11 protein-coding genes are annotated in these 14,291 nt (G+C 65.3%); 7 read left to right on the forward strand and 4 right to left on the reverse strand.

From position 1 onward, the window contains the following. The first annotated feature begins 228 nt into the window (after positions 1–228). The 5 genes from QW868_RS23070 to QW868_RS23090 are packed head-to-tail and all read left to right on the forward strand — an operon-like array spanning position 229 to position 5,928. A complete protein-coding gene (locus tag QW868_RS23070; RefSeq protein WP_316231589.1) occupies positions 229–2,022 on the forward strand; it encodes a peptide ABC transporter substrate-binding protein in 1,794 nt (597 codons plus the stop codon). A gap of 43 nt (positions 2,023–2,065) precedes the next feature. Continuing rightward, positions 2,066–3,025: an ABC transporter permease gene (locus QW868_RS23075; RefSeq protein WP_315734473.1), complete on the forward strand. Its 960-nt coding sequence runs from the start codon at positions 2,066–2,068 to the stop codon at positions 3,023–3,025. Beyond that, entirely contained in the window at positions 2,991–3,932 is a 942-nt protein-coding gene (locus tag QW868_RS23080; RefSeq protein ID WP_315813653.1) for an ABC transporter permease, read from the forward strand. Before QW868_RS23075 ends, QW868_RS23080 begins: the two co-directional genes overlap by 35 nt. Further along, positions 3,932–4,930: an ABC transporter ATP-binding protein gene (locus QW868_RS23085; RefSeq protein WP_315775437.1), complete on the forward strand. Its 999-nt coding sequence runs from the start codon at positions 3,932–3,934 to the stop codon at positions 4,928–4,930. Before QW868_RS23080 ends, QW868_RS23085 begins: the two co-directional genes overlap by 1 nt. Then, entirely contained in the window at positions 4,930–5,928 is a 999-nt protein-coding gene (locus QW868_RS23090; protein WP_315753319.1) for a dipeptide ABC transporter ATP-binding protein, read from the forward strand. Before QW868_RS23085 ends, QW868_RS23090 begins: the two co-directional genes overlap by 1 nt. A 114-nt stretch (positions 5,929–6,042) precedes the next feature. Here the strand turns inward: QW868_RS23090 and QW868_RS23095 are convergent, their stop codons facing one another. Both QW868_RS23095 and QW868_RS23100 read right to left on the reverse strand, forming a co-directional pair. After that, the gene (locus tag QW868_RS23095) at positions 6,043–6,294 is read right to left on the reverse strand and encodes a PilZ domain-containing protein (RefSeq protein ID WP_316231590.1); all 252 of its coding nucleotides are present in this window, start codon (positions 6,292–6,294) and stop codon (positions 6,043–6,045) included. Positions 6,295–6,552: 258 nt separating this feature from the next. After that, a complete protein-coding gene (locus tag QW868_RS23100) occupies positions 6,553–8,409 on the reverse strand; it encodes a feruloyl-CoA synthase (protein ID WP_315813649.1) in 1,857 nt (618 codons plus the stop codon). Between the two features lie 300 nt (positions 8,410–8,709). On the opposite strand from QW868_RS23100, the gene QW868_RS23105 reads away from it, so the two are divergent. Further along, positions 8,710–9,189: a MarR family winged helix-turn-helix transcriptional regulator gene (locus QW868_RS23105; RefSeq protein WP_316231591.1), complete on the forward strand. Its 480-nt coding sequence runs from the start codon at positions 8,710–8,712 to the stop codon at positions 9,187–9,189. A 164-nt stretch (positions 9,190–9,353) separates the two neighbouring features. Here the strand turns inward: QW868_RS23105 and QW868_RS23110 are convergent, their stop codons facing one another. Together QW868_RS23110 and QW868_RS23115 are read right to left on the reverse strand one after the other, a co-directional pair. Then, positions 9,354–12,233 carry an EAL domain-containing protein gene (locus tag QW868_RS23110; RefSeq protein ID WP_315734456.1) on the reverse strand — a complete coding sequence of 960 codons (2,880 nt, stop codon included), beginning with the start codon at positions 12,231–12,233 and terminating at the stop codon, positions 9,354–9,356. A 169-nt stretch (positions 12,234–12,402) separates the two neighbouring features. Next, positions 12,403–13,401 carry an NAD(P)H-quinone oxidoreductase gene (locus tag QW868_RS23115; protein ID WP_316231592.1) on the reverse strand — a complete coding sequence of 333 codons (999 nt, stop codon included), beginning with the start codon at positions 13,399–13,401 and terminating at the stop codon, positions 12,403–12,405. 87 nt (positions 13,402–13,488) lie between these two features. Between QW868_RS23115 and QW868_RS23120 the strand changes: the two genes are divergently transcribed. Beyond that, positions 13,489–13,680 carry a DUF1192 domain-containing protein gene (locus tag QW868_RS23120; RefSeq protein ID WP_315713892.1) on the forward strand — a complete coding sequence of 64 codons (192 nt, stop codon included), beginning with the start codon at positions 13,489–13,491 and terminating at the stop codon, positions 13,678–13,680. Positions 13,681–14,291 lie beyond the last annotated feature (611 nt).

Consider the following 14,291-nt stretch of genomic DNA (forward strand, 5'->3'; position numbering starts at 1 on the left):
TGTGTGGCGACCGTCGCCAGCGACGTAGTTCCATTTTCCGGGATGTGACTCGCAGTCAATCTTTCCGCATCTGCGAAGTGCGACAATCGATCCGTTCTTTATTGCGGAATTGGCCCGGATTCTGCTTTGACAGTCGCTTCGAAGGCTGATCCAATTTTATGCAGTTCCCGATCGATGCAAGACGGGGACGCGTTTTTTGGCATTCAGCACCACCTTTGGAGTCGATTGATGAACGAGCGTGATCTCCGTAGCCAGATCGCTGATGTCAAAGCAGGACGCCTGTCACGGCGCGAATTTGTGCAGCGGATGATTGCCGTGGGGCTGACCGCGCCGATGGCCGGCGCGATGCTCGCCCATTCCGGCGTCGCCGTGGCCGCCCAAGCCATCGCCTACAAGCCGACCAAGGCCGGTGGCGGCGGTCCGCTCAAGCTGCTGCTCTGGCAGGCGCCGACGCTGCTCAATCCGCATTTCGCCATCGGCACCAAGGACCAGGAGGCCAGCCGCCTGTTCTACGAACCGCTGGCCGGATGGGACAAGGACGGCAATCTGGTGCCGATTCTCGCCGCGGAGATTCCGAGCAAGGAGAATGGCGGTCTTGCGGCCGACGGTTTGTCGGTGACCTGGAAGCTGAAGAAGGGCGTCAAATGGCACGACGGCAAGCCGTTCACCGCCGACGACGTCATCTTCAATTGGGAATACGCCAACAACCCCGAGACCTCGGCGGTCTCGATCGGCAGCTACAAGAACGTCAAGTCGATCGAGAAGATCGACGATCTGACCGTGAAGCTGATCTTTCCGCAGCCGACGCCGTTCTGGGCCGATGCCTTCGTCGCCTCGTTCGGCTGCATCATCCCCAAGCATCACTTTGCGGATTATATCGGCGCGAAGTCGCGCGAGGCGCCGGCGAACCTGAAGCCGGTCGGTACCGGTCCGTACATGTTCGTGGACTTCAAGCCGGGCGACACCGTCGCCGGCAAGCGCTTCCCGGACTATCACGTGCCGACGCAGCCCTATTTCGACACGGTCGAGATCAAGGGCGGCGGCGATGCCGTCTCCGCTGCGCGCGCGGTGCTGCAGACCGGTGAATACGATTACGCCTACAATCTGCAGGTCGAGGACGAGATCCTGACCAAGCTCGAGGCGGGCGGCCAGGGCAAGACCGAGCTGACGCTGACCGGCCACATCGAATATATCGGCCTCAACGTCACCGATCCCAATGTCGAGGTCGACGGCGAGCGCGCCAGCCTGAGGACGAAGCACCCGCTGTTCTCCGATCCCGAGGTGCGCAAGGCGATCAATCTGCTGATCGACCGTGCGTCGGTGCAGAAGTTCATCTATGGACGCGCCGGCGTCGCGACGCCGAACTTCCTCAACAATCCCGAACGCTTCCGTTCGAAGAACAACAGCTTCGAGTTCTCGATCGAAAAGGCCAGCCAGATCCTCGATGCGGCCGGCTGGAAGAAGGGCGCCTCCGGCATCCGCGAGAAGGACGGCAAGCCGCTCAAATTCGTATTCCAGACCTCGATCAACGGCCCGCGTCAGAAGAACCAGGCGATCATCAAGCAGGCGTTCCAGAAGGCCGGCATCGAGGTCGAGCTGAAGTCGGTGGTAGCGTCGGTGTTCTTCTCCTCGGACGTCGCGAACCCCGACACCTACTCGCATTTCTACTGCGACATGCAGATGTATCAGACCACGATGCCGCAGGCGGATCCGCAGTTCTTCATGAACCAGTTCGTGTCCACCGAGGCCGCGACCAAGGAGAACAAGTGGCAGGGCCGCAACATCTGCCGCTGGCAGAACAAGGAGTATGACGAGACCTACAAGCTGGCCCAGAGCGAGCTCGATCCGGTCAAGCGCGCCGCGCTGTTCATCAAGCTCAACGATCTCGTCGTGCGCGACAACTACGTCCTGCCGGAGATCAACCGGCTCAATGCGATCGGCGTGAAGAACGGCATGGTGCTGTACAAGAGCGGCTGGGACAACGATCTGGCGTTCATCGCCACCTGGTATCGGGCGAGCTGACGCGCGGCCAGCATGACCAGCCAGACATCGTAGGGGTGGAGCGATGGGAAACTATCTTCTCAGGCGCCTCATCGTCGCTGTGCCGAGCCTGCTCGGCATCAGTCTCATTCTGTTCGTGCTGCTCGCGCTGGCACCGGGCGATCCATTCGGCGAGCTCGCGAGCAACCCGAACGTGCCGCCCGAGGTGCGCGAGGCGCTGCGCATCAAGTTCGGGATGAACGATCCCGTGCTGTTGCGCTATGTCCACTGGCTGGTCGCCATGTTCCAGGGCGACTGGGGCTTCTCCTTCGCCAGCCGCGTCAACGTCGACACGCTGATCCTGCAGCGGATACCGACCACGCTCTACGTGGTCGGCACCGCGCAGATCCTGGCGCTGGCGGTGGCGCTGCCGGTGGGCGTGCTCGCGGCGCGGCGGCCCTATTCGATCTTCGACCAGATCGCCAACACCTTCGCCTTCATCGGCTTCTCGCTGCCCACCTTCTTCACCGGCCTGCTGCTGATCCTGATCTTCAGCGTCAATCTCGGCTGGCTGCCGTTCGTCTATCGCGCCGACCTCAGCGCCACCGGCTGGCAATGGTGGTGGGAGAGCATCAAGCAGGCGATCATGCCGGTCACGGTGCTCGGCCTCTATCAGGCGGCGTCCTACACCCGCTATGTTCGTTCGGCCGTGCTCGACGTCATCAAGCTCGACTACGTCACGACCGCGCGTTCCAAGGGCCTCGACGAGCGCAAGGTGATCGTCAAGCACGTCGTGCGCAACGCGCTGATCCCGGTGGTTACGCTGGTGGCGCTGCAGATGCCGACCGTGTTCGGCGGCGCCATCGTCACCGAGCAGATCTTCCGCATTCCCGGCATCGGCTCGCTCCTGATCAGCGCGATCCTCGCCAACGATACGCCGGTCATCATGGCGGTGACTTTCGTGTTCGCCTGCCTCGTCGTCCTCTTCAACCTCATCGCAGACATTCTGTATGGCTGGCTTGACCCACGCATCTCCTTCCGTTGAGACGGCGCCGGTCGCCGCATCGCCCAAACGGCGTTTCTCGCCGGGCCGCGACGCGCTCCGCCGCTTCCTCCGTCACCGCCTCGCGGCCGCCAGCATCGTCGTGCTGCTGCTGCTCGCGCTCTCGATCCTGCTCGGCCCGTGGCTGTGGCGGATTCCGATCAACGAGATCGACTTCACGGCACGCCTCGCGCCGCCGTCCTGGGAGCATCCGTTCGGCACGGACGATCTCGGCCAGGATCTGCTGGCGCGCATGATCTATGGCGGCCGCATCTCGCTTGCGGTCGGCTTTGCCGCGATGGGCGTGGCGCTGTTCGTCGGCATTCTCGTCGGTGCGATCGCCGGCTCGGCCAAGGGACCGGTGGATGCCGCGCTGATGTGGCTGACCGATCTGTTCCTGTCGCTGCCGCAGCTGCCGCTGCTGCTCCTGATCATCTATTTGTTCCGCGATTTCCTGAAGGGCTGGCTCGGCCCGGAAGGCGGCGTGTTCGTGCTCATCGTGCTCGTGATCGGCGGCTTTCGCTGGATGCATGTGGCGCGTCTGGTCCGCGCGCAGTTCCTGTCGCTGCGCGAGAAGGAATTCGTCGAGGCCGCGCGCGCGCTCGGCGCCTCCAACTCCCGTCTCGTCGTCCGCCACATCCTGCCGAACGCGCTGGGGCCGGTGATCGTCGCCGGCACCATCGACGTCGCGGCCGCGATCATCGCGGAATCGACGCTGTCGTTCCTCGGTCTCGGCTTCCCGCCGGACATTCCGACCTGGGGCCGGCTGCTGTTCGACGCCAAGGACTATCTCGACATCGCGCCGCATTGGGCGCTGTTCGCCGGCGGCGCGATCTTCCTTACCGTGATCGCGATCAACTTCATCGGCGATGGCCTGCGTGACGCGCTCGATCCGCGGAAGGTGATGTGATGGATGCCCGCGTAGCTCCGCTCCTCGAAATCAAGGGGCTGAAGACCTATTTCAACAGCGACGAGGGCGAGGTCCAGGCCGTCGACGGCGTCGACATCTCGATCGGCAGCGGCGAGACCCTGTGCGTGGTCGGCGAGTCCGGCTCCGGCAAGACCGTGACGGCCATGTCGGTGCTGAAGCTGATCGCGATGCCGCCCGGTCGCATCGCCGGCGGCCAGATCCTGTGGCGGGGCCGTGACCTGGTACCGCTCGGCTCGTCCGAGATGAACAAGATCCGCGCCAGCGAGATCGCGATCGTGTTCCAGGAGCCGATGACCTCGCTCAACCCGGTCTACACCGTCGGCGACCAGATCGCCGAGGTGATCCGGCTGCATCAGGGCCTGTCGAAAAAGGCGGCGATGGATCGGGCGGCCGAGATGCTGGCGCTGGTGCAGATCCCCAATCCGAAAGCCCGCGTGAACGACTATCCGCATCATTTCTCCGGCGGCATGCGCCAGCGGGTGATGATCGCGATGGCGCTGTCGTGCAATCCCAAGCTCCTGATCGCCGACGAGCCGACCACCGCGCTCGACGTCACGATCCAGGCGCAGATCCTCGATCTGCTGCTCGATATGAAGGAGCGGCTCGGCATGTCGATCATGCTGATCACCCACGCGATGGGCGTGGTGGCCGAGGTCGCGCAGCGGGTCGTGGTGATGTATGCCGGCCGGGTAGCGGAGGAGGCGCCGGTCGAGCGGTTGTTTGCCAATCCGCGCCATCCCTATACGCAGGGCCTGATCCGCTCGATCCCGCGTATCGATCTCGCGGCGGTCAGGAAGAGCCGGCTGGAGAGCATCCCCGGCAGCGTGCCGAAGCTGGTCAATCCGCCGGAGGGCTGCCGCTTCGCTTCCCGCTGCCGCTTCGCCATTCCCGATTGCAAGCGCGCGCAGCCGGAGCTGCGCGAGATCGAGCCCGGCCACAAGGTGGCGTGCATCCGCGCCGAAGAGACATTGCTGTGATGACCGAAGCTGCGATTGCCACGCCCGCCGCACCCGCGCCGCTGCTCAGCGTGCGCAACCTGACCAAGGCGTTTCCGATCCGCGGTGGACTATTGAAGCGCCAGATCGGCAGTGTGCGCGCGGTCGACGGCGTCAACTTCCACATCGAGCCGAGCGAGACCTTCGGCCTCGTCGGCGAGTCCGGCTGCGGCAAGTCGACCACCGGGCGCTGCGTGCTCAGGCTGATCGAGCCGAGCTCGGGCGAGCTGAGCTTCGAGGGCAAGGACGTCATCGCGCTGTCCGGCGACAGGCTGCGCGCGTTGCGCCGCGACATCCAGATCATCTTCCAGGATCCCTATGCTTCGCTCAACCCGCGCATGACCATCGGCGCCATCATCGGCGAGGCGCTGACGATCCATGGGCTGGCGACCTCACGCCAGCAATATGAGGCGCGCATCGTTCATCTCTTGGAGACCGTCGGCCTGCAGGCCGACCACATGACCCGCTATCCGCATGAATTCTCCGGCGGCCAGCGCCAGCGCATCGGCATTGCGCGTGCCATCGCGGTCGAGCCCAAGCTGATCATCTGCGACGAGCCGGTATCGGCGCTCGACGTGTCGATCCAGGCTCAGGTCATCAACCTGCTCGAGGATCTGCAGCAGAAGTTCGGCATCGCCTATCTGTTCGTCGCCCACGACCTCTCGGTCGTCGAGCACATCAGCCGCCGCGTCGCGGTGATGTATCTTGGCCGCATCGTCGAGACCGCGCCGTCACGCCAGCTCTATTCGACGCCGAAGCATCCCTACACCGAGGCGCTGCTGTCGGCTGTGCCGATCCCGGATCCGAGCGTCAAGCGCAAGCGCGTGCGGCTCAAGGGCGAGGTGCCGAGCCCGATCAATCCACCGTCGGGCTGTCACTTTCACACCCGCTGCCCGATCGCCAAGGACGTCTGCAGCAAGGAAGTGCCGCCATTGAAGGCAAGCGCCGAGGGGCATCTCGTCGCCTGCCATTTCCGTTGAGGCAGGGGGCGGCGCGTTACGCCGCCTGACGGTCCGAGACCAGCGCCGTCAGCCGCACCGATTGCTCCGGGTCCAGTGCGAACTGGACCAACACGGTGCGGTCGCCGACGCGGGTCACGGTCCCCGGCAGATCGGACACCATGCCGGTGACGGCAAGGTCACCGACGTGTTCATCGTCAGACGAACCGGAACGGCTTCGAGCAGCGCACCGCCGAGCGAGAGGTTGCGCACGGTGACAGGGATCGCTTCGCCATTCACCTGCAGCGTGCCGGCGCGGTTGATGTTGAGCCGCGTCGACAGCCGGCGATCGACGTCGGCAGTCGAGGTCCGGATCACCCGCACCAGTTCGGTGCGCAGTCGCTGCACCTTGTCGGCGACAACAGTCGAGCCGTCGCGGATGTCGGTCGAGCGCCGGCCGGCCTCGCTGGCCTCGCGCGAGACCTCAACGCGGCTGAGCCATGGGGCGGTCGGGACATGTGAGGAATCTAGATGCGAGCAATTTTGAGGATTCGCAGTTGATGCCCGGTTAAGTGCGGATGGCAACTAGTTGCCGTACGCGCGGGGGCGCTTCCGTAGTTGTACGGACGCCAGTTTGTGAGTGTTGAGTAGTTGCGTAGTTCTGGGTCAGGACATGTCAGGCCTGATCAGCTCGGTCGCGGTTTCATCCTTCAGTCGTGCGACCAGATCAGCGCGGCGGGTGAGCACCGCGCGCTGGTTGACATAGCCCTTGTCAGTGATCTCGCCGGCATCGAGCAAGGGCGGCTCGGCCATCAATAGCGCACGGGTCGCATAGCGCGACGAGCCGACCGCCTCAGTGCGAAGCTTGGCCAATCCTCGCGCGATGGCAGTGCGCACCGACGGATGCGCCAGAACGTCGCTGGCCGCGGCCGTCTCGGTCAGCCCAGCGGCGCCGCGGCACGCTGCGATGTTGGGCACGATGAGAAAGTGCACCTCGTCGGTGCCGTGGCCGGCGATCACGATATCCTGCGCCAACGGCGCCAGCGCCGCGATGCCGGCAATGCGCAGCGCGCCGACGTTCACCCATGTCCCGGAGCTGAGCTTGAAATCCTCGGTGATGCGGCCGTCGAAGAACAGGCCGCGCTCCGGATGCTCGGGATCTGCGAGCTTCACGGCGTCGCCGATCTTGTAGAAGCCCTCCTCGTCGAAAGCCGCGGCCGTGAGCTCGGGCGCCTTCCAATAGCCCGGCATCACGTTCGGCCCGCGCACGCGAACCTCGAGCTTCTCGCCGGTCGGCACCAGCTTGAGCTCGGTGCCGGGGATGGGCACGCCGATGTTGCCGGCGCGCTCGGCGAAGAAGTGGCAGTCGGTCGCGAGCGGCGATGTCTCGGTGGCGCCCCACGCCGACACCAGCGGTGCAGGACGGCCGATCGTGGCCCGGCTCATTTCGTTGAGCGCATCCCACAGATTTTGCGGCAGGGCCGCGGCCGCATAGAGGATGCACCTGACGCCGGAGAAAAATCTGCGGCGCAGATCGTCATCGGCCCTGAGTGCCGCGACCAGCATGTCGAAGCCGCGCGGCACGTTGAAATAGATCGTCGGCACCAGGCTGCGCAAATTGGCGAGCGAGGTCTCGAACAGGCCGGGCGCCGGCTTGCCGCCGTCGATGTAGATCGACCCGCCGTGGCTCAGCACCAGGTTGAAATTGTGGTTGGCGCCGAAGGTGTGACTCCATGGCAGCCAGTCGACGATGACGGGGCCGCCCTCGACCTCGCGCAGGAAGGTCCAGAGCTGCGCCTTGGCCTGCTGGCTCATGGTCAGCATCCGGTGCGTGTTGATCACCGCTTTCGGCTGCCCGGTCGAGCCGGAGGTGAACAGCAGCTTGGCCACCGTGTCCGGCGTGACCGCGGCGAAGGCGCGGTCGACCTCGGCGCCGGGCTTCGTCGCGAGCAGCGTCTGCAGCGGCACCGCGCTCGTTCCATCGCCGTCGCCGGCAATGATCGTTGCCCGATGCAGGCCGTCGACGGCCGCGAGCGCGCGCGCGAACGGCTCGCGCTGCGCGACGAAGATGGCGCCCGGATCGAGCAGACGGATCATCGCGCGCAGCTTCTCGTGATCCGTCGACATCAGCGAATAGGCCGGCGAGATCGCGCAGACGGGGATGCCGACATGCTGCGCTGCGAGCGCCAGCACGGCATGGGCGATGCTGTTGTCGGACAGGATCGCGAGCGGACGCTCCGGACCAAGGCCCTGCGCGAGCATCCAGGCCGCGGCGGCGCGGACCTGCATCAATGTTTCGCCGTAGGTCAGCCAGGTCCAGTTGTCGCCACGGCGTTCGGCCAGGAACGTGCGATCCGGGAAATGGTGGCCCCAATGCTCCAGCCATTCGCCGGTGCATCGCGCGGCCGGCTGCAACGGCATGCGCGAGCGCAGGATGATCGCGCCGTCGTCACGCCTGACGGCCTCGATCGACGGCTCGGCGAACATCGCAGGCCCGGATGGGCGGCGTTCTGCATCAACCATGGCGCGTCTCCGCGCTGCGGGCCGTGATTGCGGACGATGCAATGCGGGAGGGCGTGGGGAAGGAGAATGCTGCGCAACAGGCGCTGCGATCGGGTGCAATGTGCCGCCGCATTGCGGTCGCAATGCAGGCAGCCGTCGCCATGAATGACGGCATGCGTCTCCCTCCCATGTTGTAGTCGTTGATCGCGAGACTAACAGAATGGTTGTATTTTGCAATTATTGTGGATGTGACCAATTGCGGCGGCTTGCCCTTGCGACGGCATCGGTCTAGGCAGGGATGCTTCATGTCAGCGAGCCAGCATGCCCAAGAGCGCGAGCGCCGGAGCGCAGCGAGACGCAGCCAGCCGGGTTTCCGGGATCGGTCTCGGTGAGCTCGAGAGCCATCTCGGCTATTTCGTCCGCCGCCTGCAGCACTGGATCTTCCGCGACGTCAACGCCGCGCTCGCGGCCGTCGACCTCGACGTCATCCTCTATTCGATCCTGGAGACGATCGCGGCCAATCCCGGCGCCGCGCAGATCGCGATCGCCGGCGCGCTGGGCATCGAGCGCGCGCGCATGGTCGCGCTGCTCGACGACCTGCAGCAGGCCGGGCTGATCGTGCGCGAACGCTCCGAGCACGACCGCAGGGCCCATGCGCTCGGCCTGACGCCGCGTGGTCGCCTGATTCTCAAGAAGGCCAATGCACTGGTCGCCGCGCACGAGAAGCGGGTGGCACGCCGGCTCCGGGGCGACAATTATCGCCGCGCGCTCACGGCGCTGTCGCAGTTCGAGACGGACTAGGCTCGTCGCGAACGGGCCATGTCGCGAGCCTTCTGCCCCGCAAGCACGCATTGGTCATCACTCACACGGCACCCTTTACGCGGTACCGCGGTAACTCTACCTCAAACGAAGCAAAATGAAAGATGCATCCTGAGGCTGTTGCCATGCTGGATGCATTGCAGCTCTCAGCTCGCCGCTTCCAGCCGCTCTTCCGTGAGAAGCCGCATCGCGGCGTCGGCGTCCATCGGCTCGCCGAAGGCATAGCCCTGGGCGTATTCGCAGCCGAGCTGATAGAGCTCGACGGCATCGGAGTCGGTCTCCGCGCCTTCCGCCACCACGTCCATGCCGAGGTCGTGCGCCAGCGCGATGATCGATTTGAGGATCACCGGCCGCGTGCCGCGCGCGGTGGTGCGCACGAACGACTGGTCGATCTTCAAGGTGTCGAACGGGAAGCGCTGAAGATAGGCGAGCGAGGAATGGCCGGTGCCGAAATCGTCGATCGACAGGCCGACGCCGAGCTCGCGGATGCGCGTCAGCATCTGCGCGGCGTGCTCCGGGTTCTCCATCACCAGCGATTCCGTCAGCTCGATCTTGAGCGAGCCGCGCGCGACCGAGGAGCGGGCCAGCACCGAGCGGATGTCGTGGATCAGGTCGTGGCGCAGGAGCTGGCGCGAGGAGACGTTGACGCTGGCGAAGATCGGCTCGCGCAGCCGCGTCGCGCGCTGCCACACCGAGAGCTGGCGCGCGGTCTGGTCGAGTACGAAGGTGCCGAGATCGACGATCAGGCCGATCTCCTCGGCGATGGTGATGAACTCGATCGGTGACATCCGCCCGAGCTTCGGATGATCCCAGCGCGCCAAGGCCTCGAAGCCGGCGATCGAGCGATCCTCCAGCCGCACGATCGGCTGGTACAGGATCGTGATCTCCTGGCGCTCGATCGAGCGGCGCAGCTCGCTCTCCAAGGTCAGGCGGTCGTTCTTGCGCGCCCGCATCGCCGGCTTGTAGACGTCGATGCGGTCGCCGCCGATGCGCTTGGAGTGATACATCGCAAGCTCCGCATCCTTGATGATGTCCTCCGACAGCTGCGTCTGCGGGTCGGACAGAGCAAGGCCGATCGAGGCGGTCAGGAAGATCTCGCGCTCGTTGAAGGCGATCGGCGCGCGGATGGTCTTGCGGATGGTCTCGGCAAACGCGGTGATGCGGGCGGGGTCCTGCTCGGACAGCAGGATCAGGCCGAACTGATCGCCGGCGAGCCGCGCCAGCGTGTCCTGGGGTTTCAGGATGCGCGACAGCCGCCGCGCCAGGGTCAGCAGGATGGAATCGCCGACCGCGATGCCGACGGAATCGTTGACCTGCTTGAAGCGGTCGAGATCGATCACCATCAGGGTGGGCCGCATCGCCGGCATCGACTTGGCGAAATTGGCGACGGCGGCGAGACGGTCGATGAACAGCTTGCGGTTGGGCAGCCCGGTCAGATTGTCGTGCACGGAATCGTGGAGCAGGCGCTCCTCGGCATTCTTGAACTCGGTCACGTCGGTGAGCGTGCCGACCACGCGCGAGACCTCGCCGTCCGAGCCGACCACGGGGCGCGCCTTGAGCGCGAACCACATGAAATGGCCGTCGGGCGTGCGCAGCCGGAAGTCCTGCACCAGGCGGCCGCGGCGTTGGTCGAGGACACTGTCGAGCGCGGCGCGGAAGCGGTCCTGATCGAGCGGATGCAGCACCTCGAGCCATTTCGCGGCCGGGCCTTCCAGCGTGCCGCGCTTGAGGCCGAGCAGGCTCTCGGTCTCCGGGCTCGTGAACACCTTGTCGGCGGAGACGTCCCAGTCCCAGATCAGGTCGCCGGAGCCGGCGAGCGCCAGCGCGCGGCGCTCGACGTCGGAGACGATGCCGGTGGTGGCGCCGCCGCCGGCGAAGGCGTGCTGCATCACGGTGAAGCCGATCAGCATCACGATCAGCACGAGGCCGCCGAGCAGGGCCGGGCCGACGATGTCGTTGGTGACCTGACCTGCGACCGTCATGCCGGCGGCGGCGACCCACACCGTGAGCAGGAACCAGGTCGGGATCAGCAGCACCGCGCGGTCGAAGCCGTGGCTGGAGAGATAGACGATCAGTGCGAAGCCAAGGACCGCGATCAGCAGCAGCGACATCCGTGCGATGCCCGAGGCGACCGCCGGATCGAACAGCGCCACCGCGACCAGCGAGCCGAGGAAGAACAGCCAGCCCAGCGTGATGTGCGAGTAGCGGACGTGCCAGCGCGACAGATTGAGATAGGCGAACAGGAACACCAGCAGGGTCGCCGCCAGGATCGCCTCGCCCGCGGCGCGCCAGACGCGCTCGGCATTGTTCGACATGTCCAGGACCTTGCCCCAGAAGCCGAAATCGACGCCGATATAGACCAGCACCGCCCAGGCCAGCGCCGCGGCCGCCGGGAACATGATGCTGCCCTTGACCACGAACAGGATCGTGAGCACGAGCGCGAGAAGCCCGGAGATGCCGATCACGATGCCCTGGTACAGCGTGAACGAGTTGACCTTGTCCTTGTAGGCCTCGGGCTCCCACAGATAGAGCTGCGGCAGCTTGTCGGTGCGCAGCTCGGCCACGAAGGTGACGACCGAGCCGGGATCGAGGGTGACGCGGAAGACGTCGGCGGTCGGGCTCTCCTGCCGCTCCGGCAGGTCGCCGACCGAGGGCGTGATGGTGGCGATGCGCGACAGGCCGAGATCGGGCCAGAGCACGCCGGAGCCGACCACGCGGTAGTGCGGTGCCACGATCAGGCGGTCGAGCTGGTCGTCGGTATTGTTGGCCAGTGCGAACACGATCCAGTTCTGGCCGCCCTCGCGCGCCCGCACCTCAATGCGGCGGACGATGCCGTCGGTGCCGGGCGCGGTCGAGACCTGGATGCGGTCGTTCTCGCTGCGCTGATGATCGAGGATGCCCGTGAGGTCAATCGCAGGCGCGTCGCTGCGAACGCTGACGGCGTCAACGGCCTGAGCGGGGGCAGCGGCACCACACATCACGAGGCCCAGCGCCGCCAACGACGCGAGGCACCTGATCAGACGCAATGTCAAATCTCCGCGTTCGACACCAATCCAAAGCGAAACAAGCCAAATCGAAAGAGGTCGTCGCCGGGCTAATTGGAGCCGTTCCAGGCACGGTTTAGATGTGCGCGATCATTGGCACGAAAGCGAGGAGAATCAAAGAGTTTCCAAACACGCTCTGTTTAGACTGCACCTAGATTTCCAACACAATTTTGCCAATATGTTGGCTCGTCTCCATGCGTGCATGCGCTTTCGCTGCATCCACGAGGGGAAAGGTCGAGTCCATCAGCGGCTTGATGCGGCCCTCGCGCAGGAACGGCATCACCTTGGCCTCGATCGCCGCCACCATCGCCGCCTTGTCGGCGTTGCTGCGCGGGCGCAGCGTGGATCCGGTATGGGTCAGGCGCTTGACCATCAGCTTGACGAAATTGACGGTCGCCTTCGGGCTACCCAGGAAGGCGATCTGGACGATGCGGCCATCGGTGGCCGCGGCGTCGTAGTTGCGCTCGATGTAGTCGCCGCCGACCATGTCGAGGATGACGTTGGCGCCCTTGCCGCCGGTCGCCTCCTTGACCACGGCGACGAAATCCTCGGTCTTGTAGTTGATGGCGCGGTCGGCGCCGAGCTTGACGCAGGCGTCGGCCTTGTCCTGCGAGCCGACGGTGACCAGCACCTTGCCGCCGAACGCCTTGCCGAGCTGGACCGCCATGGTGCCGATGCCGGAAGAGCCGCCATGCACCAGCAGGGTCTCGCCCTGCTTGAGGCCGCCGCGCTCGAACACGTTGTGCCAGACCGTCATCAGGGTCTCGGGCAGAGCGCCGGCTTCCAGAATTGAGAGCGCGGAGGGGACTGCCATCGCCTGCGCATCTTGTGCGATGCAATATTGCGCATAGCCGCCGCCGGCGACCAGGGACATCACGGTGTCGCCGAGCTTGTGCCGGACGGCGCCCTCGCCGAGGGCCACGACCTCCCCGGCCACTTCCAGCCCCGGCAGGTCGCTGGCGCCGGGCGGCGGCGGATAGCTGCCGGAGCGCTGGGCGACGTCGGGACGGTTAACGCCGGCGGCCTTCACCTTGATCAGGATCTCGCCGGGGCCGGGCTTGGGCACGGGCCGGGTTTCCGGCTTGAGCACCTCGGGTCCGCCCGGCTGGCTGATGGCGACCACGGTCATTTGCGCGGGCAGCTGTTCCATGAGAAATCCTTCGGCGAGGGCTGAAAGCGGGTTTTGCCGCGTGCTTAAGCCAGCCGGGGCATGGCTGGCAACCGGGAGGAGGGTGAGATGGCGAACGAGGACGACGATCGGCCGCGCAAGGCCGTTTCGCACGAGATCGGGCAGGATCTGTCGATGCTGTCGGTCGAGGAGCTGACCAGCCGGGTGGCGCTGCTCCGCGCCGAGATCGAGCGCATCGAGCAGGCGGTGGCGAAAAAGCGCGCCTCGCGTGATGCCGCCGCCAGCATCTTCAAGTCGTGAACCTCGCGGCCGTAGAAACACGGTCGGCCAGTGGCCGACATGGCTAACGAAGATTGAAAAATTTTCGCCATTTACGGTTGATTAAGCTTTCGCGTTTACAACCGAAACCGTCCTCGTTTGGACACCGAGTGGCTCCTGTCCACTCTGTTTGACGCCTCCCTGTTATCAACTTCAAAGCCGCCGGAAACGGCGGCTCTTTTTTTTTTGCGCCCGCGCCGAGCCGGGCGAACCGGGCGGTCGTCCTTGGCGCGCTCCCCCATGCGCAGGCGGCGATCGTGGAACGAACGTCGTGTCTGCTCATTGCGCCCGTGCCGGTCTTCGGTCGCCAGCAGGTCGCGCGCGAAAATCCTGTGCGCCGCGGCAGGCGTGACGACCCTCGTTCGACGACTGCAAACTATTGCCGTGATCATGGTTGCTAGTTGAGCTGATCGTGCGACTCGGCCGCGATCGGCCGTGTTGCAGTCGCAAATGGTACGAGGGCACGGCATGGCCCACGCCGTGGAAACCATAAAAGGCGTTGCTGCTGGACTCTCGAAACCGGCCGCGCAATGATTTGTTCATCATACCGGCGTCGTTGCCGGGTTGCGTAAACAGTCGCGTTTAAGAGGCGT

The sequence above is a fragment of the Bradyrhizobium sp. SZCCHNR1051 genome (assembly GCF_032489615.1).
Classification (GTDB): Bacteria; Pseudomonadota; Alphaproteobacteria; order Rhizobiales; family Xanthobacteraceae; genus Bradyrhizobium.